The 21,585-nt window shown below is 72.0% G+C and carries 21 protein-coding genes, 1 tRNA gene and 1 pseudogene; 12 read left to right on the top strand and 11 right to left on the bottom strand.

Annotation, left to right across the window (positions count from 1 at the left end; translation table 11 throughout):
• Positions 1-46: 46 nt before the first annotated feature.
• The 3 genes from WA640_RS28080 to WA640_RS28070 are packed head-to-tail and all read right to left on the bottom strand — an operon-like array spanning position 47 to position 2,897.
• Positions 47-2,011, bottom strand: coding sequence for an FtsX-like permease family protein (locus WA640_RS28080; RefSeq protein ID WP_335992181.1), 1,965 nt, complete (start codon positions 2,009-2,011; stop codon positions 47-49).
• The gene (locus WA640_RS28075) at positions 2,008-2,775 is read right to left on the bottom strand and encodes an ABC transporter ATP-binding protein (protein WP_245888963.1); all 768 of its coding nucleotides are present in this window, start codon (positions 2,773-2,775) and stop codon (positions 2,008-2,010) included. Before WA640_RS28075 ends, WA640_RS28080 begins: the two co-directional genes overlap by 4 nt.
• Before the next feature lie 8 nt (positions 2,776-2,783).
• Complete coding sequence (locus tag WA640_RS28070) at positions 2,784-2,897, bottom strand: cell wall metabolism sensor histidine kinase WalK (RefSeq protein WP_146148079.1); 114 nt, start codon at positions 2,895-2,897, stop codon at positions 2,784-2,786.
• 114 nt (positions 2,898-3,011) lie between these two features.
• Here WA640_RS28070 and WA640_RS28065 point away from each other — a divergent pair, with 114 nt between their 5' ends.
• The gene (locus WA640_RS28065) at positions 3,012-4,232 is read left to right on the top strand and encodes a sensor histidine kinase (protein ID WP_335992177.1); all 1,221 of its coding nucleotides are present in this window, start codon (positions 3,012-3,014) and stop codon (positions 4,230-4,232) included.
• Positions 4,233-4,311: 79 nt separating this feature from the next.
• Here WA640_RS28065 and WA640_RS28060 read toward each other — a convergent pair.
• Positions 4,312-4,393, bottom strand: a tRNA-Tyr gene (locus WA640_RS28060).
• Positions 4,394-4,620: 227 nt separating this feature from the next.
• On the opposite strand from WA640_RS28060, the gene WA640_RS28055 reads away from it, so the two are divergent.
• Together WA640_RS28055 and WA640_RS28050 are read left to right on the top strand one after the other, a co-directional pair.
• Positions 4,621-5,112: a YajQ family cyclic di-GMP-binding protein gene (locus WA640_RS28055; protein WP_106364230.1), complete on the top strand. Its 492-nt coding sequence runs from the start codon at positions 4,621-4,623 to the stop codon at positions 5,110-5,112.
• Positions 5,113-5,116: 4 nt separating this feature from the next.
• On the top strand, positions 5,117-5,323 hold the full coding sequence (locus tag WA640_RS28050; protein ID WP_335992175.1) for a hypothetical protein: 207 nt from the start codon (positions 5,117-5,119) through the stop codon (positions 5,321-5,323).
• Here the strand turns inward: WA640_RS28050 and recD2 are convergent.
• Both recD2 and WA640_RS28040 read right to left on the bottom strand, forming a co-directional pair.
• Positions 5,320-7,560 carry an SF1B family DNA helicase RecD2 gene (recD2, locus tag WA640_RS28045; protein ID WP_335992174.1) on the bottom strand — a complete coding sequence of 747 codons (2,241 nt, stop codon included), beginning with the start codon at positions 7,558-7,560 and terminating at the stop codon, positions 5,320-5,322. The genes WA640_RS28050 and recD2 overlap by 4 nt on opposite strands.
• Before the next feature lie 25 nt (positions 7,561-7,585).
• Positions 7,586-9,118, bottom strand: coding sequence for an alanine/glycine:cation symporter family protein (locus WA640_RS28040; protein ID WP_335992172.1), 1,533 nt, complete (start codon positions 9,116-9,118; stop codon positions 7,586-7,588).
• A 107-nt stretch (positions 9,119-9,225) separates the two neighbouring features.
• Here WA640_RS28040 and WA640_RS28035 point away from each other — a divergent pair, with 107 nt between their 5' ends.
• Positions 9,226-9,903: an exonuclease domain-containing protein gene (locus WA640_RS28035; protein ID WP_335992171.1), complete on the top strand. Its 678-nt coding sequence runs from the start codon at positions 9,226-9,228 to the stop codon at positions 9,901-9,903.
• 63 nt (positions 9,904-9,966) lie between these two features.
• Here the strand turns inward: WA640_RS28035 and WA640_RS28030 are convergent, their stop codons facing one another.
• A complete protein-coding gene (locus WA640_RS28030) occupies positions 9,967-10,662 on the bottom strand; it encodes a hypothetical protein (RefSeq protein WP_335992169.1) in 696 nt (231 codons plus the stop codon).
• Positions 10,663-11,070: 408 nt separating this feature from the next.
• On the opposite strand from WA640_RS28030, the gene WA640_RS28025 reads away from it, so the two are divergent.
• The 4 genes from WA640_RS28025 to WA640_RS28010 are packed head-to-tail and all read left to right on the top strand — an operon-like array spanning position 11,071 to position 14,107.
• On the top strand, positions 11,071-11,568 hold the full coding sequence (locus WA640_RS28025) for a CarD family transcriptional regulator (protein ID WP_091049057.1): 498 nt from the start codon (positions 11,071-11,073) through the stop codon (positions 11,566-11,568).
• A gap of 25 nt (positions 11,569-11,593) precedes the next feature.
• A complete protein-coding gene (gene ispF, locus WA640_RS28020) occupies positions 11,594-12,079 on the top strand; it encodes a 2-C-methyl-D-erythritol 2,4-cyclodiphosphate synthase (protein ID WP_335992166.1) in 486 nt (161 codons plus the stop codon).
• A gap of 21 nt (positions 12,080-12,100) precedes the next feature.
• A complete protein-coding gene (locus WA640_RS28015) occupies positions 12,101-12,955 on the top strand; it encodes a tetratricopeptide repeat protein (RefSeq protein ID WP_335992165.1) in 855 nt (284 codons plus the stop codon).
• A gap of 42 nt (positions 12,956-12,997) precedes the next feature.
• Positions 12,998-14,107, top strand: coding sequence for a fumarylacetoacetate hydrolase family protein (locus WA640_RS28010; RefSeq protein WP_106364238.1), 1,110 nt, complete (start codon positions 12,998-13,000; stop codon positions 14,105-14,107).
• 55 nt (positions 14,108-14,162) lie between these two features.
• On the opposite strand, the gene WA640_RS28005 is transcribed toward WA640_RS28010, so the two are convergent.
• Both WA640_RS28005 and WA640_RS28000 read right to left on the bottom strand, forming a co-directional pair.
• Positions 14,163-14,645, bottom strand: a complete 483-nt coding sequence (locus WA640_RS28005; protein WP_335992163.1) for a RidA family protein — start codon at positions 14,643-14,645, stop codon at positions 14,163-14,165.
• Complete coding sequence (locus WA640_RS28000) at positions 14,645-14,803, bottom strand: hypothetical protein (RefSeq protein ID WP_181245771.1); 159 nt, start codon at positions 14,801-14,803, stop codon at positions 14,645-14,647. Before WA640_RS28000 ends, WA640_RS28005 begins: the two co-directional genes overlap by 1 nt.
• Before the next feature lie 115 nt (positions 14,804-14,918).
• Here WA640_RS28000 and WA640_RS27995 point away from each other — a divergent pair, with 115 nt between their 5' ends.
• The 3 genes and pseudogenes from WA640_RS27995 to WA640_RS27985 all read left to right on the top strand — a co-directional run.
• Positions 14,919-15,494, top strand: coding sequence for a hypothetical protein (locus WA640_RS27995; protein WP_335992160.1), 576 nt, complete (start codon positions 14,919-14,921; stop codon positions 15,492-15,494).
• Positions 15,495-15,508: 14 nt separating this feature from the next.
• Positions 15,509-16,456, top strand: a complete 948-nt coding sequence (locus WA640_RS27990; RefSeq protein WP_335992158.1) for an ArsA-related P-loop ATPase — start codon at positions 15,509-15,511, stop codon at positions 16,454-16,456.
• Positions 16,453-17,559 (top strand): annotated as a pseudogene (locus WA640_RS27985) (ArsA family ATPase); the annotation flags it as partial. The gene WA640_RS27990 and the pseudogene WA640_RS27985, both read left to right, overlap by 4 nt.
• A 111-nt stretch (positions 17,560-17,670) precedes the next feature.
• Here the strand turns inward: WA640_RS27985 and WA640_RS27980 are convergent.
• Positions 17,671-17,997: a WhiB family transcriptional regulator gene (locus WA640_RS27980; RefSeq protein ID WP_106364377.1), complete on the bottom strand. Its 327-nt coding sequence runs from the start codon at positions 17,995-17,997 to the stop codon at positions 17,671-17,673.
• 340 nt (positions 17,998-18,337) lie between these two features.
• On the opposite strand from WA640_RS27980, the gene WA640_RS27975 reads away from it, so the two are divergent.
• Positions 18,338-20,770 (top strand): transglycosylase domain-containing protein, encoded by a 2,433-nt coding sequence (locus WA640_RS27975; protein ID WP_335992155.1) that lies wholly within the window; start codon positions 18,338-18,340, stop codon positions 20,768-20,770.
• A gap of 88 nt (positions 20,771-20,858) precedes the next feature.
• Here the strand turns inward: WA640_RS27975 and WA640_RS27970 are convergent, their stop codons facing one another.
• Entirely contained in the window at positions 20,859-21,527 is a 669-nt protein-coding gene (locus tag WA640_RS27970) for an ABC transporter ATP-binding protein (RefSeq protein WP_442904856.1), read from the bottom strand.
• Positions 21,528-21,585: the final 58 nt, after the last annotated feature.

Here is a 21,585-nt window from a genome sequence, read left to right as displayed (position 1 = left end):
ACAACCGGCAACCGACCGCCGGCCCTCGCACCCGCCACGGGCCCGGTCAATCGGGCCGCGGACTCACATCCCGCATGACCGACCGCAGCAGCGGCCGGGCCAGGGCCCCGGCGGCGATCACCGATGCGGTCCCGGCAGCGAGGGTGCCGCCGAGGATCAGGGCGCCGCTGGCGTCGAAGCCCATGGCGCCGATGACCGGGGCGGTCAGGAGCATGCCGGTGAGGACCGACGCGCCGCCGAGGAAGGCGAGCGGGAGCAGGGTCTCCTGGCGGCGGGCCTGGTCGAGGACCTGTTGGGGAGTCCCGGCGAGGTGGAGGAGGCGGTAGGTGCGGCGGCGGTCGAGGACCGAGCCGATGGCGTTGATCGCGGTCGAGACGGCCGCGGTCAGGAAGACCACCGCGAGGACCACGGTCACGCCGGTGCGGACCGAGTTGACCAGGCGGTTCGACATGATGCTGGAGTCGATCTCCCGCTGGGGCGGGTCGCCGGGGAGGACCGCGGTCATGGTGCTGCGCACCGCTTCGAGGTCGGCGCCCGAGGTGGTCGCTTCGATGACGGCCGAGCCGGGGCCGGCGGTGAGGTAGCCGCTGCTGTCGGCGACCGCGACGTCGGCCCGGTCGCCGAGGTCGGCCGCGAGGGTCGCGGCGAGGGCTTCGGCGTCGGCTGCGGGGACCAGGGCGGCGATGGACTCGGTGGCCTGGGCACCGGTGTCGGTCACGAGCATCGGGAAGAGGGCGACCGACCCGGCGACGAAGCCCGCGATGGCGACGCCCGAGACGGTGCGCCAAGCGGCCTTCGGGTCCTCGGCTAGGCGGCGCGCCGCCAGGAGGCGGGCGGGGCCGCGGGCGGTGCGGGCGAGGAGGCGGCCGAGGCGCTGGACCAGCCAAGGGCCGATGAGGTTCACGGCGGCGAGGGTCGCGGCGAAGAGGACTATGAGGATCGCCACTGCGATCATGCTGCCGCTGATCAGTTGCGTCGCGATCATGAACATGGCTGCCAGGCCCGCGAAGATCAGGACTCGGATCGCCTTGAGGCCCTTGGGTTTGACGCGGCGGGCCACGCCCAGGGGGCTGATGACGACGCTGCGGAGGCCGAGGAGGGCCGAGGCGGCGACGAGGACCGGGACCGCGAGGGCCACGATCGCGATCCACGGCGCGTCGGCCCACAGGTCGGCGGTGAACCAGCGGCCGCCGTCAATGGGGATGAGCGCGACGAGCGGCGTCACGAGCATCCACAGGATCGAGCCCGCGATCGATCCGGCGACCGCCGCGAGCACCGTCTCGATGAGCGTCAACCGCATCACCTGGCCCGGGGTCGCGCCGATGAGCCGCAGCGTCGCGAGCCGCTCGTCGCGGCGCGACACCGTCAGCCGGGCCGCCGCGGCGCCGAACACCGCCGCCGGGACGGCCATGAGGATCGCCGCGAGCACCATGAGGATCAGATAGAACCCGTACACCGAGTCCGGCTGCCCGCCGCCGAACCCGTCGACCGCGCGCGGCGAGACCCCGTCGGCGCTGAACCGCTCCGCGGCCATCACCGGGTCGTCGGCGCTGCGCCCCACGACCGCGACCAGCTCGTTCGGGTGCGCGAGCGCCTCCGGCCCCAGCTCGCCCGCGACCTCCACGTCGCCGTAGCGCGCCAGGAAGTCCGAGTCCGGCACGCCGTCGAGGAGGTCGGCCGCGGCCGGGGATAGCCACACCTCGCCGACCGCCGGGAACGCGTCCATGCCGGGCGGCACGGGCGCGTCGCCGTCGAGCGCGGCGAGGTCCACACGCGTGATCGAGTCCCCGCCGTAGTGGTCGGCGGCCGTCGCGAGCAGCACGTCCCCGCCGTCGGCCTCGGGCGCGGCGCGCCACGACGTGCGGTCCGCGCGGGCGTCGAACGCGAAGTTCCCCGCCACCGCGAACTGGAGCAGCAGAGTCGCCACGGCGACGGCGAGCGCCGTCAGGCCCGTGCTCAGCAGCGCGCTGCGCCCGCCCAGCCGGGTCAGGCGCCAGGCCAGCGGCGTCATCGCCACACCTCCGCGACCGGCTCGGGGCCGAAGCGGCCGTCGCCCGCGATCACAGGGCGCTGCCCGGCGGCGTCGCCTCCGAAGCCGTCGAAGCCTTTGCCCGCCCGCGGCACGCCGCCCAGGCGGCCGTCCCGGATCTCGATCGTGCGCGTGCACCGCGCGGCGATGCGCGGGTCGTGGGTGACGACCACCAGCGCCGCGTCGAGGTCCTTGACCGTGTCGAGGAGCACGCCCATCACCTGGTCGCCGGTGGTCCGGTCGAGCGCGCCGGTCGGCTCGTCGGCGAACACGACGGCCGGGCGGATCACGAGCGCCCGCGCCAGCGCGACCCGCTGGGCCTCGCCGCCGGACAGCTCGCCGGGGCGGCGCCCCTCCTTGCCTTCGAGGCCGAGCCGCCGCAGCTGCTCGCGGGCGGGCCCGAGCGCGGCCTTGCGCGGCGTGCCGTCGAGCATGAGCGGCAACGCGACGTTCTCCTCGGCGGGCAGTTCCGGCAGGAGCTGCCCGAACTGGAACAGGAACGCGAACCTGGTGCGCCGCAGGTGGCTGCGGGACCGCTCGGAGAGGGTGTCGATGCGCTCGTCGAACAGGCGCACCTCCCCCGAGTCGGGCCGCATGATCCCGGCGAGGCAGTGCAGGAGCGTGGACTTCCCGGACCCTGAGGGCCCGGTGACGGCGACCGATTCGCCCGGTGCGACGGCGAAGTCGACGCCGTCGAGGGCCGGGGCGGTGCCGAAGTGCTTGACGAGGGCGCGGGCGCTGAGCATGGGGGGCCTCATCGGCGGGCCTTGCGGGGCTCGGTCAGGAAGGGCGCGGCGGTGCCCGCGATGAGGAAGACCGCGGTGAGCACGAGGCCCAGGGCGGTGCCGATTGCCAGGATTCCGTTCATGACGCAAGCCTCGTCGCGGACGGGCCCTCGCCGCTTCGGCTCGGCGACGGGTTTCGGGCGGCGCGGGTCGGCCGTTCGGCCGAGGACGCCTGTATCCGGGTTACCTTCGAGCCCATGAACGCTCCCAGGGCGGCCGCGGGCGGCCGCTTCAACCGGCTCGTGATGCGGCTGCTGAAGATCGGCATCGTCTCGGGCCTGCTGCTGGTGCTCCTCGCGGAGTCGATGTCGAGCCTGCCGGATGAGCGGCCGCCGTACGTGTCGTGGGTGTCGTGGGTGCAGATGGCGACGGCGCTGTTCGCGATCGGCGTGTACACGTACTACCGGCCGGGCCGCAAGCGGTGGATCGCGGCGGCGGCGCTCGCGTCGCTGGCCGCGACGGGTCTCGACGCGGTGTACGACCAGGGAGCGGTGCGCGGCGTGGGGACCGCGGAGCTGCTCTCCCTGGGTCTGCTGATGCTGTTCGCGGTGCGCCACTGGGACGCGGCGCCGGGGCGGTGGGTGGCGTTCGCGACGGGCGCCGCGGTGATGACGATCGGGTCGCGCCTGTTCATCGTCGAGGGTTCAGGGGTCGGCGGGACGGCGCTGGTCCTCATGGCGATGCTCAGTGTCATCGGCTTCGGCGCGTACCTGCGGTCGATGGACAAGCTGCGGCGCGAGACGCAGGAGGAGGTGCGCCGGGCCGAGCGGCTGGAGCTGGCGCGGGAGATGCACGACTTCGTGGCGCACCACGTCACGGGCATGGTGGTGCTCGCGCAGGCGGGGCAGGTGGCGGCGACCGATCCGCTGAAGTCGTTCGCGGACATCGAGGAGGCGGGACTGGCGGCGCTGGCGTCGATGCGGCGGATGGTGCGGATGCTGCGCGACGACGACGCCGCGGGCGGCGTGAACCCGCTGGGGGACCTGTCGCAGATCGAGGATCTGGTGGACCGGTTCACGAGGGAGGGCACGGATGCGTCGTGCTTCATCTCGCCGGAGCTGGCGGGCGCGGTGGCGCCGGAGATCGCGGCGACGGCGCACCGGGTGGTGCGGGAGGCGCTGACGAACGTGCGCAAGCACGCGCGCGGGGCGACGCGGGTGCGGGTCGTCGTGGCCGCGGCGGGCGGGCAGGGCGTGGAGGTGTCGGTGCGGGACGACGGCCGGGCGGCGCGGTCCCGCCTCGGCCGCGAGCCTCTGGCGGAGTCGGGCGGCGGCCTGGGCCTGGTGGGGCTGCGTGAGCGCGTCGAGGCGGTCGGCGGGCAGTTGCGGGCGCAGGTGCGTCCGGAGGGCGGCTGGGAGACGGCGGCGTGGCTGCCGCGGGCGGTGGCCGAGGTCCGCGCCGACGCCTCAGGATCGTAGATCCTATTTCCTATAGGATCTACGATTCTGTTCGCCGGGAACGTGAAAGGCCCGCATCGAGTGATGCGGGCCTTGTCGGTGGCAGGTGCAGGATTCGAACCTGCGAAGTCGATGACGGCTGATTTACAGTCAGCTCCCTTTGGCCACTTGGGTAACCTGCCGTGGCGTGTAGCGAGAGCAAGAATAGCGTCCCCTCCCGGCGGGTCCGCAAGCGGGTTCTCCTCGGTTGAGACGGCGTTCACTGCGGCGGGCGCGGCCGCGGTCGCCCTGTGCGGCGGTGCGGGACTAAGCTTGGCGGTCGCGCCCCTTGCGCGGCGCGCGCCGCCGCGCCCGCGGCCGCCGCAGCGCCGATGCTGAGCCGCCTACGACACTGGAAGGACCGGACGCCATGGCCGACGCCTCGTTCGACATCGTCTCCGAGATCGATCTCGCGGAGCTCGACAACGCGATCAACCAGACCCAGCGGGAGCTGGGGACCCGGTTCGACTTCCGCGGGACCGGGGCGGCGGTGGAGCGCTCCGGCGAGGAGGCGGCGGTGATCTCCGCCGAGACCGAGGACCGCGCGAAGGCGGCCCTCGACGTGCTGAAGGAAAAGCTCATCAAGCGGGGCATCTCCTTGAAGGCCCTGGACGCGGGGGACCCGCGCCAGTCGGGCAAGGAGACGAAGATCGACGTCGCGTTCAAGCAGGGCATCTCGACCGAGGACGCGAAGAAGATCGGGAAGATCATCCGCGACGAGGGCCCGAAGGGCGTGAAGCCGCAGGTGCAGGGCGACAAGCTGCGGGTCACCGGGAAGAAGCGGGACGACCTCCAGGAGGTCATCGCGCTCCTGAAGGGCAAGGACCTCGACGTGGCGCTCCAGTTCACGAACTACCGCTGATCCGATGGACGTCTCCGACCTGGTCGCCCTCGCCCTGTTCGTGGTGGGCGGGGGCCTGGTCGCGCTCATGGTGGTGATCACGCAGCGCGCGTACAAGAAGGACGAGCGCTCCGAGTTCTGGGTGGTGTACCCGACCGCGAAGGGCGAGAAGCCCGTCGAGCAGATCGAGCCGCCGACCGCACCGCGTATCGAAGCGCCGCAGGAGGACTAGGCGGCGAGCCGGTGCGTGAGCCCGGTGTGGCGCTTCCCGGTCCCGGCGGTGCGCACGGCGACCGCGAGGGCCTGCTTCGAGCCGACGAGGACGACGAGGCGCTTCGCGCGGGTGATGGCCGTGTACACGAGGTTGCGCTGGAGCATCGTCCAGGCGCTGGTGGTGACGGGCACGACGACCGCGGGGTACTCCGAGCCCTGCGAGCGGTGGACGGTGAGCGCGTACGCGTGCTGGAGCTCGTCGAGCTCGGTGAACTCGTAGTCGACGTCCTCGTCCTCGTCGGTGCGCACGGTGAGGGTCTGGGCGACGGTGTCGATGCCCTGGACGATGCCGACGGTGCCGTTGAACACCCCCGCTTTCCCCTTCTGGTAGTCGTTGCGGATCTGCACGACCTTGTCGCCGGTGCGGAAGACGCGGCCGCCGTGGCGGCGTTCGGGCAGGCCGTCGCGGGCGGGCGTGAGCGCCTCCTGGAGGCGGGCGTTGAGGTTCCCGGCGCCGGGGCCGCCGCGGTGCATGGGGGTGAGGACCTGGACGTCGCGCACGGGGTGGAGTCCGAAGCGGGCGGGGATGCGGCGGGAGACGATCTCGACGACGCGGTCGGCGACCAGGTCGTTGTCGTCGCACGCGAACCAGAAGAAGTCGGGGTAGCCGTCGAGTTCGGGGAACTGGCCGCGGTTGACCTTGTGGGCGTTGGCGACCACGCCCGATTCGGCGGCCTGCCGGAAGATCTGCGTGAGGCGCACGCGGGGGATCGTGTCGGCGGCAAGGAGGTCGCGCAGGACCTCCCCGGCGCCGACGGACGGCAGCTGGTCGACGTCGCCGACGAGCAGCAGGTGCGCGCCGGGCGGGACGGCCTTGACGAGCTTGTTCGCGAGGACCGTGTCGAGCATCGAGGACTCGTCGACGACGAGGAGGTCGACGTCGAGGGGGTTGTCGCGGTCGTAGGCGGCGTCGCCGCCGGGCCGCAGTTCGAGCATCCGGTGGAGGGTGCGGGCCTCGAACCCGGTGAGCTCGGCGAGGCGCTTCGCGGCGCGGCCGGTGGGGGCCGCGAGCATCACCTTGGCGCCCTTGGCCCGGGCGAGGGCGACGATCGAGGAGACGGTGAACGACTTCCCGCAGCCGGGCCCGCCGGTGAGGACCGCGACCCGCTCGGTGAGCGCGAGGCGCACGGCCTCGGCCTGCTCGGGGGCGAGTTCGGCGTCGGTGCGGCGCCGCAGCCACGCGAACGCCTTGTCCCAGTCGACGCCGCCGAAGGCGCCGAGCCGGTCCTCGCCGGTGCGCAGGAGCGCGAGGAGCCCGGCGGCGAGGCCGCGCTCGGCGTGGAAGAACGGCGCGAGGTACCGGGCGGGCACGGTGGCGTCGCCGACGGGCACGTCCTCGGCGATCACCCGCTCCCCCGCCTCCGCGAGCTCCGCGAGTGCGGCGGCGACGAGGCGCGCGGGGAGCGCGAGGAGCTCCACGGTGTCGGCGACGAGGTTCGGGGCGGGCAGGAAGCAGTGGCCGCCGTCGGAGGCCTGCGACAGCGTGTACTGGAGGGCCGCTTTGATCCGCTCGGGGGAGTCCTCGGGGACGCCGACGGCGCGGGCGATCGCGTCGGCGGTCTTGAACCCGATGCCCCACACCTCGTTCGCGAGCCGGTACGGCTCGTTCTTGACCACGCCGATCGACGCGTCCCCGTACTGCTTGTAGACGCGCACGGCGAGGGAGGTGGACACGTCGACCGACTGGAGGAACACCATGACCTCCTTGATGGCCCGCTGCTCCTCCCAGGCCGCGCCGATCGCCTTGGTGCGCTTGGGGCCCAGGCCCGGGACCTCGATGAGGCGGCCGGGGTCGGCGTCGATGACGTCGAGGGTCGCGGTCCCGAAGTGGGCGACGATCTTCGCGGCGGTCTTGGGGCCGACGCCCTTGACGAGCCCGGACCCGAGGTACCGCTCGATGCCCTGGACGGTCGCCGGGAGCACGGTCCGGTAGGACCAGACGTCGAACTGGCGGCCGTACTTGGGGTGGCTGGACCAGCGGCCGGTCAGCGACAGGGACTCGCCGACCTGCGCGCCCAGCAGCGGCCCCACCACCGTGACGAGGTCGGGGCCGCCGCGGGCGGGGCTGGCGCGCGCGATCGTGTAGCCGGTCTCCTCGTTCGCGTACGTGACGCGTTCGAGCACGGCCTCAAGGACCGTGCCCGGCACGCCGTCGCTTCGAGGGGCGCCGCCGGGGCGCCGCTGCTCCTCCGCCATGCCGCAACGGTAGCGGCGGGGTCCGTCAGTCCTGTGCGGGCGCCGGGACCGTCCTGTTCGAAGGCTCGGCGGCGTCGGCGACCGCGTCGGAGGGCAGCATCCGCCAGTCGGGGCGCGAGAAGAACTCGCGGGTCTCCCGGTACACCAGCGGCGTCAGCATCATCAGGCCGATGAGGTTGGGCAGGGCCATGAGCCCGTTCGCGATGTCCGACAGGCCCCACAGCAGGTCGAGGCTGGTGACCGCGCCGAGGTACGACACGAGGACGTACACGATCCGGTAGGGCAGGATGAGCGCCCGGCCGGTGTACCGCTCCAGGCACTTCTCGCCGTAGTAGGACCAGCCGATGATCGTGGAGAACGCGAACGTCGCCAGGCCGACCGCGACGATGAACCCGCCGATCGCGCCGCCGGTCGTGCCGGGCCCGCCGAGGCCCTCCTCGAACGCGAGGCGCGTCAGCGCCGAGGAGGTCACCAGCTCCCCGTCGGCGTCGACCGTGCCTAGGACGCCGGTGACGACGATGACCAGGCCGGTCATGGTGACGACGATGATCGTGTCGATGAACGTCTGCGTCATCGACACCATCGCCTGGCGCACGGGCTGGTCGGTCTTCGCGGCGGCCGCGGCGAACCCGCCGGTGCCCAGGCCCGACTCGTTCGAGAAGATGCCGCGCGCGAACCCGATCTGGATGGTCAGCATGATCGCCGACCCGGTGAACCCGCCGACGGCCGCGCCGCCGGTGAACGCCTGCTCGAAGATCTGGGTGATGGCCGTGCCGAGGGCGTCCCAGTTGAACGCGAGCACCGCGAGCGCCCCGGCCACGTAGAACACGATCATGAACGGCACCAGGGCCGCGGCGACGTGCCCGATCCACTTGATGCCGCCGAGGATCGTCACGCCGACGAGCACGAAGATGACCAGGCCCGTCAGCTGCGGCGTCCACCACGAGTCGGCTGGCAGCTGCGCGTCGAGGGCGCTGGTGACGTTCCCCGACTGCACGGCGTTGCCGATGCCGAAGGACGCGACGACGCCGAACAGCGCGAACAGGAACGCGAGGACCTTCCCGATCGGCCCGGGGATGCCGTCCGAGAGGTACCGCTGTGGGCCGCCGGACTGCTCGCCGTGCTTGTTGACGGTGCGGAACTTGACGCCCAGGAGCGCCTCGGAGTACTTCGTGGCCATCCCCAGGAACCCGGTGACCCACATCCAGAACAGGGCGCCGGGCCCGCCGATCGCGATGGCCGCGCCGACGCCGCCGATGTTCCCGACGCCGACCGTGGCGGCGAGGGCCACCGACAGGGCCTGGTAGTGGCTCAGGTCCCCTTCGGATCCGGCGTTCTCCTTGCGCTTGAACAGGGCGAGCCACAGGGCGTAGCCGAGGCGCCGGAACTGGACGCCCTTGAGCTGGATGGTGAAGATCAGGCCGACGCCGAACAGCGTGAAGACCAGCAGGGGCCCCCAGACCACGGCGCCGACGTCGGCGACCGCGTCGCCGTAGCGGGCGGTGAGTCCGTCGGACCAGGTCTGGACGGCGTCCGTCACGGGATCGAGGAAGTCCATTGAGTCGTATAGCTCCTTTTCACGGGGGTTACGTGCGATACGCCGGGGTTGTACCGCGCCCGGAGAGCATATAGGGGATTGTCGGTGCCGCCCGCTACGGTGTTCGCATGAGCGAGCGATGGTTTGAGGGGCCCCTGCTGGGGTTCGACACCGAGACGACCGGGGTCAGCGTCGAGCAGGACCGGATCGTCCAGGCCGCCCTGGTCACCGGGACCGGGAGCACCACGTGGCTGATCGACCCCGGCGTCCCGATCCCCCCGGGCGCCACCCGCGTCCACGGCATCACCGACGAGCAGGTCCGCGCGGCGGGCCGGCCCCCGGCCGAGGCCCTCGCCGAAGTCGCCGCCGCGCTGCGCGCCGCGGCCGACACCGGGACGCCCGTCGTGGCGTTCCGCGCCGGCTTCGACTGCACGCTCCTGTCGTACGAGCTGGAGCGCCACGGCCTCGACCAGCCCGCCTGGGAGCGCCTCGCCGTCATCGACCCGTCGGTGCTCGACAAGCGCGTCGACAAGTACCGGCGCGGCAAGCGCACCCTTGGGGCGACGGCCCTCCAGTACGGGGTCGTCCACGACGGCGCCCACTCCGCGGCCGGGGACGCGGAGGCGACGGTGGCGCTCGCCCGCGCGATCGGCGCGCTCTACCCGGAGGTCGGCGACCTCACCCCGCAGGACCTCCACGCCTCGCAGGTCCGCTGGCACGCCGAGGACGCCGCGAGCCTGGAGGCGTACTTCAAGCGCAAGGGGCGGGAGGAGACGGTGGACCGGCGCTGGCCGCTCCAGCGGTGACGCGAACGGGGCCCGGTCCTCGCGGACCGGGCCCCGGAAACGAAGCTGCTGTGCGCCTGGGGCCTAGTGGCCTTCGGCTTCCTCGGCGGGCTCGTAGTACTCGCGCTCGTCGGGTTCGAGGGCCTGGCCGACGGGGAGCTGCGCGGCCACTTCCTGGCCGTTGGAGAACAGGAACACGACCTCGATCGTGTCGCCGGACTTCAGCTCGGTGGCGAGGTCCTCGATGAGGAGGTAGTCGCCGCCTTCGACGCCCTCGTCGAGGCGCTCGTAGTCGCCGACGGCGATCGGGATGTCGAAGGTGGTCTCGCCCTCGAAGGGGTCCTCTTCAACAGCGGGGGCGGAGCTCTCCGCGCCCTCGGGGGACGACTCGCCCTCGGCGGGGCTGCTCGGCTCGTCGGACGCGGCGGCCTCTTCGGCCTCCTCGGCGGCCTGCGCGGCCGGGCTCACGAAGGTGACGGTGCCGGCCTCGGTCTCGACGCCGACGAGGCTGACCTCCTCCTGGCCCTCGTTGCCGATCCACACGCGCAGCGCGGCGGTGTCGCCCGCGGCGTAGCCCTCGGCGGAGTCGAACTCGACTTGGAGGTCGCGCAGCGCGAGGTCGCCCTCGTCGACGTTCACCCCGGCGATCGCGCTCACCTTCAGGTCGGTCTGGGTCTCCTGACCCGCGCCGCACGCCGACAGCGCCGCGGCCGCGGCGCCCGCGATCGCGATGGCGGCCGCGCGGCGGGCCGTGATCGCCGTCCTGATCCCCTTGGCCACTGCTGGTCCTCTCCGAGTTCCGACAGGAATGCTGACGACAGCGTAGACGACTCGCTCTCACCTCTCGCCCGGGCCGGTGCGGCGGTGGAACGCACGTCTCACGCACCGTCCGGTCCCGTTGCGGCCCTGCGGCATCGGTGAGCGCCCGGCCCCGCCCGGCCCGTCCCGGACGGTTACGCTTCGTCCACTCCTGCGAACACCGGTCCGCACCGCGCACGCCCGGGGCGGCGCCGCGCACGCCGGAGCGACCTGGGCCTCATTCGCCCCAACCGTCGGCCGCGCGAAAGCCCAAGGTGCCGTAGAGTAATCAGTCACATACCAATTGACCAGGGAATTCGTGGCGATCCGATGTCGGGAAAACCCCGACCGCCGTGTTAAGCTGGACACAGCGAAAGGGGTTTCGATCCTATGGGTTTTAGTGTCGGCGAGACCGTTGTCTACCCCCACCACGGGGCCGCACTCGTTGAAGCTGTAGAGACTCGCACCATCGGCGGTATCGAACAGGAATACCTCGTGCTGCGCGTCGAGCAGGGTGACCTCACGGTCAAGGTTCCAGCCAAGAACGTCGAGCTCGTCGGCGTCCGGGAAGTCGTCGGCGCGGAAGGCCTCGAAGAGGTCTTCGAAGTGCTGCGCGCCCCCCACACCGAGGAACCCACCAACTGGTCGCGGCGCTACAAGGCGAACGTCGAGAAGCTGGCCTCCGGTTCACCGCTGAAGATCGCCGAGGTCGTCCGCGACCTGTGGCGGCGCGACCGCGAGCGCGGCCTCTCGGCCGGGGAGAAGCGGATGCTCTCCAAGGCGCGCGAGATCCTCACCGGCGAGATCGCCCTCGCCGAGGACTGCGTCAAGGACGAGGCCGACAACATCCTCGACAAGGTCCTGCTCCAGGAGGCCCCGGTCAAGTAGGCCGGCACCGCCAGCAGACCGCACCGTGACCAGTCCCAATACGCCCTACGTCATCGGGCACGGCACCGACGTGCACCGGTTCGACAGCGGTCAGCCCTGCCGCCTCGCCTGCCTCGAATGGCCCGGCGAGGCCGGGCTGGCCGGGCATTCCGACGGCGACGCCGCCGCCCACGCGGCCTGCGACGCGCTGCTCTCCGCCGCCGGGCTCGGGGACCTCGGGTCCAACTACGGCACCGACCGCCCCGAATGGGCCGGCGCCTCGGGCGCCGCGCTCCTCGCCGAGACCGCCCGCCGCGTCCGCGACGCCGGATGGGCCGTCGGCAACGTCTCCGTCCAGGTCGTGGGCAACCGCCCCCGCATCGGGTCCCGCCGCGCCGAGGCCGAGGCCGCCATGGCCGCCGCCGTCGGCGCCCCCGTCAGGCTCTCCGCGACCACCACCGACGGCCTGGGCTTCACCGGACGCGGCGAGGGCGTCGCGGCGACCGCGGTAGCGTTGCTGTACCAGCCCTGAGACCTGTCCGGGAGTAGACCCATGGACGCAGACCCCAAGCGCACGGTCGCCGAGCACCTCCAGAGCGCCGAGCTGCTCTATGAGCTCGGCCAGGTGCCCGACGCGCGCGCCGAAGCGGACGCGGCCCTGCGCCTCGACCCCCTCAGCCCGGACGCGAACGCCATGGCCGCCGCGTGCGCCCTCGCCGACAACGACCCCGACGAGGCGCTCGTCTACGCGGGGGCCGCGCTCGCCCAGATCCCGGGCCACCGCCGCGCCATGATCACCCGCGGGTACGCGCTCGCCGACGCGGGCCGCAAGGACGAGGCCATGCAGGCCGCCGCGTCGCTCCTCGATCTGGACCGCACCTCCTGGCTCCACCACGTCCACTACGCGCTCATCACCCGCCGTGCCGGCGCGGCCCAGCCCGCGCTCGACGCCGCGTGGAACGCCGTCAACATCGCCCCGGACCAGCCGCGCACCCACCGGGTCCTCGCCGCCATCGCCGAGGACCTCGGCATGGACGACCTCGCGAAGCGCTCCCGCCGCGCCGCCGCCGAACTCGACCCGGGCCTGGCCGTCGAGGACAACGTCCACGTCATGCCGCCCGAGGCCCGCCGCGTGCGCCGCCGCTGGGTCGACGCCGACAAGGACGACCCGCGCTGGCGCGAGAAGCTGCTCGGCGGGGGCGACGACGTCCCGTACTGGCGCCGCCGGACGCCCTTCCACGGCGCCCTCGGCCGCTCCGTGCTCCTCGGCATCGCCGTGGTCTTCGCCGTCCCCGCGCTCCTCGGCTCCGACATGGACTCAGGGGTGCGCCTGGTCTTCGCGGCCGTCGCCGTCGCCGCCTGGGTGGGCTGGTTCACAGTTCTGCGCCGCCACCGCCGTCCCGAGTGACCTCGGGGCGTCCGCGCTCGTTAGTCCTTCACCACCGATCCGATGGAGGACGAGCAAGTGACGACGTGCTGGGTTCCCGGGGCCGACGAGAGTCCCTACAACATCCACAATCTGCCGTTCGGGGTCTTCTCGACCGCCGACGAGACCCTGCCGCGCATCGGCGTGCGCATCGGCGACCACATCCTCGACATGCACAAGGCGGTCCTGTCGGGCGACTGCCAGACCTGCGCGGCCTGCACCGCCCTGCGCGACCCGGCTCTGAACCGGCTCCTGTCGCTCGGGAAGGCCGCCTGGAAGCAGGTCCGGGCCCAGGTCCAGGAGGCCCTGACCGAGCCGAGCCTCCAGGACGTGGCCTCCAACTGGCTGACCCCGATCGGCGAGGCGGTCATGCACGCCCCGCTCCTGGTCACCGACTACGTCGACTTCACCATGCGCGCCAAGGACTCCGACCGGGTCTACCCGCGCGCCTCCAACGGCCGGCCCTCGACGCTCATCCCCTCCGGGCTGGACCTCGTGCGGCCCGCCGGGCACCGCCTCGGCGAGGACGGCCAGGCCGTGTTCGGCCCCACCCGGGCGCTCGACATCGAGGCCGAGGTCGGGTTCATCATCGGCGGCGAGTCCGAGCTGGGCCGCCCGGTCTCCCCCGACGAGTTCGAGGACTACGTGTTCGGCGCGGTCCTGCTCAACGACTGGACCGCCCGCGACTTCCAGGAGCTGGAGACCGACGGCCTCGGCCCCGTCGCCTCCAAGTCCTTCGCGACGTCGATGAGCGCCTGGATCACGCCCATCGAGGCGCTGAGCGCCGCGCGCACCGCCGCGCCGCAGCCCGCGCCCGACATGGCCTCCTACCTGAAGGAGTCCGACCGGTACGGCTTCGACCTGCACCTCGACATCCACGTCAACGGCGTGGCCGTCGCGGGCGCGGACTTCGCCGAGGCCTGCTGGACGCCCGCGCAGCAGCTCGCGCAGCTCACCGCCGGGGGCGCGGTCCTGCGGCCGGGCCTCATGTACGGCTCCGGCGAGGCCGTCACCGGCCAGTGGCGCCTGGAGAACGGCGACGTCGTCAAGGTCACCGCCTCCGCGCCCGGCCCGCGCGGCACCACGATCGCCCTCGGCGAGGTCGAGACCCGCGTGCTCCCGTCCATCACCTGATGGACGAAGAACCGGTCGGTCCCTGCGCGGGACCGACCGGTACGAGTCGATGTTCCTAGACCAGCACCGTCTTCGCGCTCGGGGCGAGCCGGGCCACCAGCTCGACCTCGACCGGCGCGTCCAAGGGCAGCACGGCCACGCCCACGGCGCTTCGCGCGTGCGTCCCGGCCTCGCCGAACACGTCGCCGAGGAGCTCCGAGGCCCCGTTGACGACCTTCGGCTGGCCGGTGAACTCCGGCGCCGACGCCACGAAGCCCACGACCTTCACGATCTGCACGACCTCGTCCAGGGACGCCACGGAGGCGACCGCGGCGAGCGCGTTCAGGGCGCAGATCCGCGCCAGGCCGTACGCGGCCTCCGGGTCGACCTCCGCGCCGACCTTCCCGGTCGCGGCGAGCGCGCCGTCGACCATCGGCAGCTGGCCCGAGGTGTACACGTAGTCCCCCGAGCGGACCGCGGGCTGGTAGGCCGCGACCGGCGGCACGACCGCGGGCAGCTCCAGGCCCAGGCGCGCGAGCGCCGCTTCCACGTCGGCCACTACTGCTCCTTCTTGCGCTTGAAGTACGCCACCAGCTGCTCCGAGTTCTGGCCCGGCAGGACCGTCACCAGTTCCCAGCCGTCGTCCCCGAACGTATCGAGGATCATCTTGGTGTTGTGGATCAGCAGCGGCGCCGTGAGGTACTCCCATTTCTCCATGCCGCCCACAGTACGGCGTCTTGATTCGCCCGCGGCGCACCGCTACGCTCAGAGTGCGTCGCCTCCCCGAAGAGTCCCGCGGCCCCGTGCCGCACCAGTGAACCAGGGAGTCCCCATGTCGTCAGACACTGCGGCGCATCCGTCGGGAGCACCGTCGTCGAAGGCGCAGTCCGGCGCCCCAGAGGCGATGTCCGCGGGCCGCGTCCCGCGCCAGGAGCCCGCGCCGCCGAGGCCGACCGGCCCGCCGCCTTCACCCGAACCGCAGTCCGGTCTCTTGTGGACCGTGGTGACGGCCGTGGCGGCCGTCCTGTTCTGCGCCGCGCTCGTCTTCGGCGCCACGCGCCTGTTCATCGGCGACGCGTCCGGCGACGTCACCGACTCGCCCGAGCGCACCGTCTCGGCGTTCCTCGGCGCGCTCCTGGACGACCGCGACGCCGAGGCCGCGGCCGCCTGGCTGTGCACCGACAAGGCCGACCGCGACCTGGGCTCGGCCGTCGCCGCGATGGCCGACGCCGCCGACCGCGGCTTCGAATGGGGCGAGGTCGATGAGACCGGCCGCACCGTCGGTGCTGCCACGGTCACTGCCGAGATCGGCATCGACGGCGGCGCGTCCCCGGCGACCTGGGCGTTCACGCTCGTGGCCGAGGAAGGCGACCCGCAATGGCTCATCTGCGGGATCGCCGCCGGATGACTAGACTCCGATGAATGACTGCCTCTGCGCTCCCGGTGCCGCGCCTGCACATCGTCACCGGGAAGGGCGGCACGGGGAAGACCTCGGTCGCAGCGGCGCTCGCGCTCTCCCTCGCCGGGCACGGCAGGCGGGTCCTGCTCGTGGAGGTCGAGGGCAGGCAGGGCATCGCGCCGCTGTTCGGGGTCGCGTCCCTCGGGTACGAGGAGCGGCACCTCGCGGCGGGCGTGGGCGGCGGTGAGGTCTTCGGGCAGTCCGTGGACGCCGACGAGGCGCTCCTGGACTACCTCGCCCTGTTCTACCGGCTCGGCTCGGCCGGGCGGGTGCTCCAGAAGTTCGGGGCGATCGACTTCGCGACGACCATCGCGCCGGGCCTGCGGGACATCCTGCTCACCGGGAAGCTCAAGGAGGCCGTGTCGCGGGCCGAGTCGGGGCGGATGGCGTACGACGCGGTCGTGCTCGACGCGCCCCCGACGGGCCGGATCGTCAAGTTCCTCAACGTCACGGTCGAGTCGGGGCGGCTCGCGAAGACCGGGCCGATCGGGAAGCACTCCAGGTCGGTGGCGCGGATGCTGCACTCGTCGCTGACGAACGTGCACCTGGTGACGACGCCCGCGGCGATGCCCGTGCAGGAGACCGTCGACGCGTACAAGGAGCTCGCGGCCGCGGACCTGCCGGTGGGCCGGATCGTGCTGAACAAGGTCGCGGGCGCGAAGTCCGGCGAGGTCACCGAAGACGAGCTCGAAGCGGGCCTGGCCCGCGCCGGGATCAGTCCCGAGCCCGCGCTCCTGGCCGGGCTCATGGCCGAGTACGGGTCGGCGCGCGAGGAGCTGCGCGCCGTCGACGCCTACCGCGACCGGCTCGAACAACTCGGGCGGCCGGTCGAGGAGCTGCCGCTCCTGCCCGAGGGCGTGGACCTGTCGGGCCTCTACCAGCTGGCGCGCGCACTCGGAGGCGAGGCATGAGCACCGATCTCGACGTCGACGCCCTCCTGGGCGACGCGGGCAAGCACGTCATCGCCTGCTGCGGCTCGGGCGGCGTCGGCAAGACCACCACGGCCGCTTCACTGGCGCTGCGGGCCGCCGAAGTCCACGGGCGGCACGCGGTCGTGCTCACGATCGACCCGGCGAAGCGCCTGGCCCAGTCGCTCGGCATGGAGGCGCTCGACAACACGCCCCGGCCGGTCGCGGGCGTGCGCGACGGGTCGCTGGACGCGATGATGCTCGACATGAAGCGCACGTTCGACGAGGTCGTGGCCTCGCACACCTCGGCGGACCGGGCCGCGGAGATCTTCGCGAACCCGTTTTACCAGGCGGTGTCCTCGACGTTCTCGGGCACGCAGGAGTACATGGCGATGGAGAAGCTCGGCCAGCTCCGCGCCACGGGCCGGTGGGACCTCATCGTCCTCGACACGCCGCCCTCGCGCTCGGCCCTCGACTTCCTCGACGCGCCCGCGCGCCTGGCCCGGCTCCTCGACGGCCGGGTCATCCGGCTGCTGTCGGCCTCGACGCCGGGCGCGCGCCGCTCGATGCTGTCGCTCATGGGCGCCAGCGCCGCGGTGTTCACGCGGGTGTTCAACAAGGTCCTCGGCGGGCACCTGCTCACCGATGTCGCGGAGTTCACGGCGAGCCTGGAGGACACGTTCGGCGGGTTCCGCAAGCGGGCGGAGGCGACGTTCCGGGCGCTCCAGGACGACCAGACGTCGTTCCTGGTCGTGGCGGCGCCCGAGCCCGCGGCGGTCGGGGAGGCCGTGTACTTCACGCGGCGGCTCACCGAGGAGCGGATGCCGCTCGACGGGATGATCCTCAACCGCCTGACCCCGGTCTCGGCGGACCTGTCGGCGGAGCGGGCGCTGGGGGCGGCGGCCCAGCTGGAGGAGGCCGACCCGGAGGACCCGGTGGCGGCGGTGCTGCGCACGCACGCGGACCTGGCCAGGCGGCGGGCGGCGGAGGAGCGGGTGGCGGCGCGGTACGCGGCGGCGTGCCCGGAGGTGCCGCAGCGGTGGCTGCCGTCGCTGGGGGTGGAGGTCGTGGACCTGGAGGACCTGCGGTCGTTCGGGGCGGCCGCGGCGGGCGTGCGCCCGGAGTTATCCACAGGCTGTGGAAAAAATGAACGCGCCCGGACGGCTGGCCGTCCGGGCGCGAAAGCATGTCTGGGCCGCGGATGCGCGGCCTGCCGGTCAGAAGTTGAGGTTCACCGGTATCCGGCGCCGGCTGCTCTTGCGGGCGCTGCGCTGCTCTTCATCGAGGGCGACTTCGAAGACCGCCCTCCACGAGCGGACGTCCGAGTGCTTGCGCAGCAGTGCTCTCCGTTCCCTTTCGGTCATGCCGCCCCACACGCCGAACTCGATGCGGTTGTCGAGTGCGTCGGCAAGGCATTCGAGCCGGACCGGACAGCCGCGGCATACCTTCTTCGCATTGTTCTGCTCCGCCCCTTGCACGAACAAGGCATCAGGATCGCCGTCCTGACATAGCGCCTTGGTCGTCCAGTCGATCAGCAGTCCCATCTGCATGACCTCCCCGTGAGATCTACCCTTCATACCCCCCGACGACTACAGTCGAGTGACCTCTCGATCACACAACGTCGCCGTCAGAACGGACCCTACACCTCTTGTAAGTGTTTGACTACTCTCCGAGACGAAAATCGGACTCCATGGGACGGCTTCACCCCTACGGTTCGCTAAGCGAATGCGACTCGCGATAATAACGATTCCAATACGGGGGCACCCTCGATCCGCGTTCGCGGCGTACCACTCCTGGGCGCCGTTGCGACGGGTTCCGAGGCCGTGCTCAGCACACGTGCCCGGCAGTCCCCGCCCTTCCCGACGTCCGTTCTAATCTGAGGCGGTGGAGACCTTGAAACGCGACCGCAGTCCCCTCGGGGATGCCGTAGCCCTGCTCGTGTGCGGTGTCCTCGCCGGAATCCTCGCGGCCGCGGCCGCCTTCCCCCTGGCGGGGCTGTTCGGCATGGCCGCCGAGAACGGCATCCAGTCGTTCGAGTCGCTGCCGACGGAGCTCACGAAGCCCACGCTCCCGCAGACGTCCTATGTGTACGCATCTGATGGCGAGACCCTGATCACCTCCTTCTACGAGGAGAACCGCCGCGAGGTGACCCTCGACGAAGTGTCCCCGCTCATGATCGACGCATTGCTGGCCGCCGAGGACTCGAAGTTCTACGAGCACAACGGCGTCGACTGGGCCGGCATCATCCGCGCCGCAGTCGCGAACCAGGGCGGCGACTCGCAGGGCGCGTCGACGCTGACCATGCAATACGTGCGCAATACCCTGATCTACTCGGCCTCAACCATCGACGAGGTCATCGCCGCGTCCGAGGACACGTACGAGCGCAAGCTCCGCGAAGCCCGGTACGCCATGGCGATCGAGGACTCGATGTCCAAAGAGGAGATCCTTGAGGGGTACCTGAACGTCATCTACCTCGGCAACCAGGCGTACGGCGTCCACGCCGGCTCCTACTCCTACTTCAACAAGCCGCCGAGCGAACTGGAGCTGTGGGAGGCCGCCACCCTGGCCTCGCTCCCGAAGTTCCCCTCCTACGCCGACGGCCTCCTCGACGGCGAGGGCGACGACACCCAGATCGTGGAGCGCCGCAACTGGATCCTCGACCGCATGGCCTCCCTCGGCTACATCACCCAGGACCAGGCCGACACCGCCAAGGAGCAGCCCCTCGGCCTCAACCCGCGGCCCGTCCGCAGCGAGTGCGTCGACGTCGCGACCGCCAACTGGGGCTTCTTCTGCGACTACTTCAAGGCCTGGTGGGGCGACCAGGAGCTGTTCGGCGAGACCGAGCGCGACCGCATCTCCCTGCTCAAGCGCGGCGGCTTCAAGATCGTCACCTCCCTCGACGCCGACCTCCAGAACCAGGCCACCGAGCGCCTCTCCGACGAAGTCGACGTCGACAGCCCCGAAGCGCTCGGATCGGTGACCATCACCCCGGGCACCGGCCACATCAGGGCCATGGCCGTCAACCGCATCTACAGCCTCGACCAGACCGACAACGGCCCGAGGACCGACGGCGACGACTCGAAACCATCGAACTACCCGAACACCACGATCCCGTTGCTGTCGGGGAACAGCGAGGTCTCCGGCTACCCGGCGGGCTCGACGTTCAAGATGTTCACCCTGCTCGCCGCCCTCGAAGAGGGCTGGCCGCTGAAGACCACGATCCCCAACCCGTCCAAGTACGTCTCCCAGTACCCCGCGGGCGAGGACGCCGACTCCGACGTCACCTGCTCCCGGGGCGGCCGGAACGTCTGGTGCCCCAACAACTCCATCTCCTCCTCGGCGCCGCTGAACCTGTGGAGCCTGTTCGGCAGGTCCTCGAACACCGGGTTCGTGCAGCTCCAGGAGATGGTCGGCACCAGCAAGGCCTACGACGCGGCGAAGCGCGCCGGCATCTCCTTCTACTCCCCCGGCGGCGTCGTCGCCGCCGAGGAGAACGGGAACGTCGACGACTACGGCTCGTTCACCCTCGGCATGGACCCGACGACCCCCCTGGACATGGCCGAGGCCTACGCCACGGTCGCCGCGGGCGGCCTCCACTGCAACCCGCTGCCGGTCATACAGGTCATCGACGCCACCGGTGAAGAGTGGACCGAAGCCTCAGCGCCGCAGTGCGACCAGGCGTTCTCCGAGGAGGTCGCGTACGCGGCCGTCAGCGCCGGGCGCTGCGTCGTCGGCCAGAACGCCGAGGGCACCCAGTGCTCCGGGAACGGCACCGCCGCCGCCTACACCGGCGGGTTCGACCGGCCGCTGTTCGGCAAGACCGGTACCGCCGAGTCCGACCGCTCCTACTGGTTCATCGGCTCGACCCCGAACGCCACCACCGCGACCTTCGTGGGCGACACCGACGCGACGTTCCGATCCGAGGTCGCCAGCGAGTCCCTCAAGGTCTCCGTGAAGGAGGTCGGCGTGTGGATCCTCAAGAAGGCCGTCAAGGACCTCGAAGAGGAGGGCTGGCCCAAACCCACCGGCGACATGGTCAACGGCAAGAACCTCACCTCGATCCCGTCCATCGGATGCATGGACGCCGACGAGGCCCGCTCCCGCGTCGCGAGCGCCGGGTTCGACGCCTCGATCGCGGGCGGCCAGTTCGCGTCCGACTGCAAGGAGGGCGAGGCCTTCGGGACCTCCCCGTCCGGGTCCGCGCCGGGCGGCGCCCCCGTGTACATCCTCATCTCCGACGGCTCCGGCTACGAGGAGGAGCCCACCGGTGACGAGACGACCGGCGGCCCCGGGGGCGGCGGTCGCGGAGACGACTGACCCGCGGCTCTGAAAGGCCCGCACACCAATGGGAGAGGGCCCGCGCCTGGAGGCGCGGGCCCTCGTTTTCCTTGGGAGGGTGTAAGGCTCAGGGGGCTTCGGCGGGGGCGGCGACGTGGTTGCCTTCGCGGAGTTCGCCGTCGCGGATGGTGACGGCGCGCTGGGCGCGCTCGGCCACGTCGTGGTCGTGGGTGATCATGAGGACCGTCAGGCCCCCGGCGTGCAGCTCGTCGATGGTCGCCAGGACCGCTTCGGCCGTATGCGAGTCGAGGTTGCCGGTGGGCTCGTCGCACAGCAGCAGGCTCGGCTCGGCCGCAAGGGCGCGGGCGATGGCGACGCGCTGGCGCTCGCCGCCCGAGAGGGTGGTGGGGAGCGCGTCGAGGCGGTGGCCGAGGTTCACCAGTTCGAGCTTCTCGCGGGCGATCTGGCGGCGGCGCCGCCGCGGAATCCCCTGGTACACCAGGGACATCGCGACGTTCTCGGTCGCGGTGCGGTGCGCCATGAGGTGGAACGACTGGAAGATGAACCCGATCTTGTCGGCCCGCAGGCGCGTGCGCATCGACTCCTTCATCGCCGACGTGTCGTGCCCGTCGAGCCAGTACGTGCCCGACGTGGGCGCGTCGAGCAGGCCCAGCAGGTTCAGCAGCGTCGACTTGCCGGAGCCGGAGGGGCCGACGATCGCGACGTACTCGCCGTCGGCGACGGTGAGCCGCACCGGCTTCAGCGCCTCCACGGGCGGCGGGCCCGGGTAGGTCATGCCGACGCCGTCGAGCTCGATGAGCGCCCGCGGGCCGGCCCCGGCCTCCGGCGACTCG

Origin of the sequence: Glycomyces sp. MUSA5-2 (genome assembly GCF_037034145.1) — a bacterium.
Taxonomy (GTDB): domain Bacteria; phylum Actinomycetota; class Actinomycetes; order Mycobacteriales; family Micromonosporaceae; genus Glycomyces; species Glycomyces artemisiae.
The sequence above is the reverse complement of the archived record's forward strand: the minus strand, read 5'-3'. Positions and strand labels throughout refer to the sequence as shown.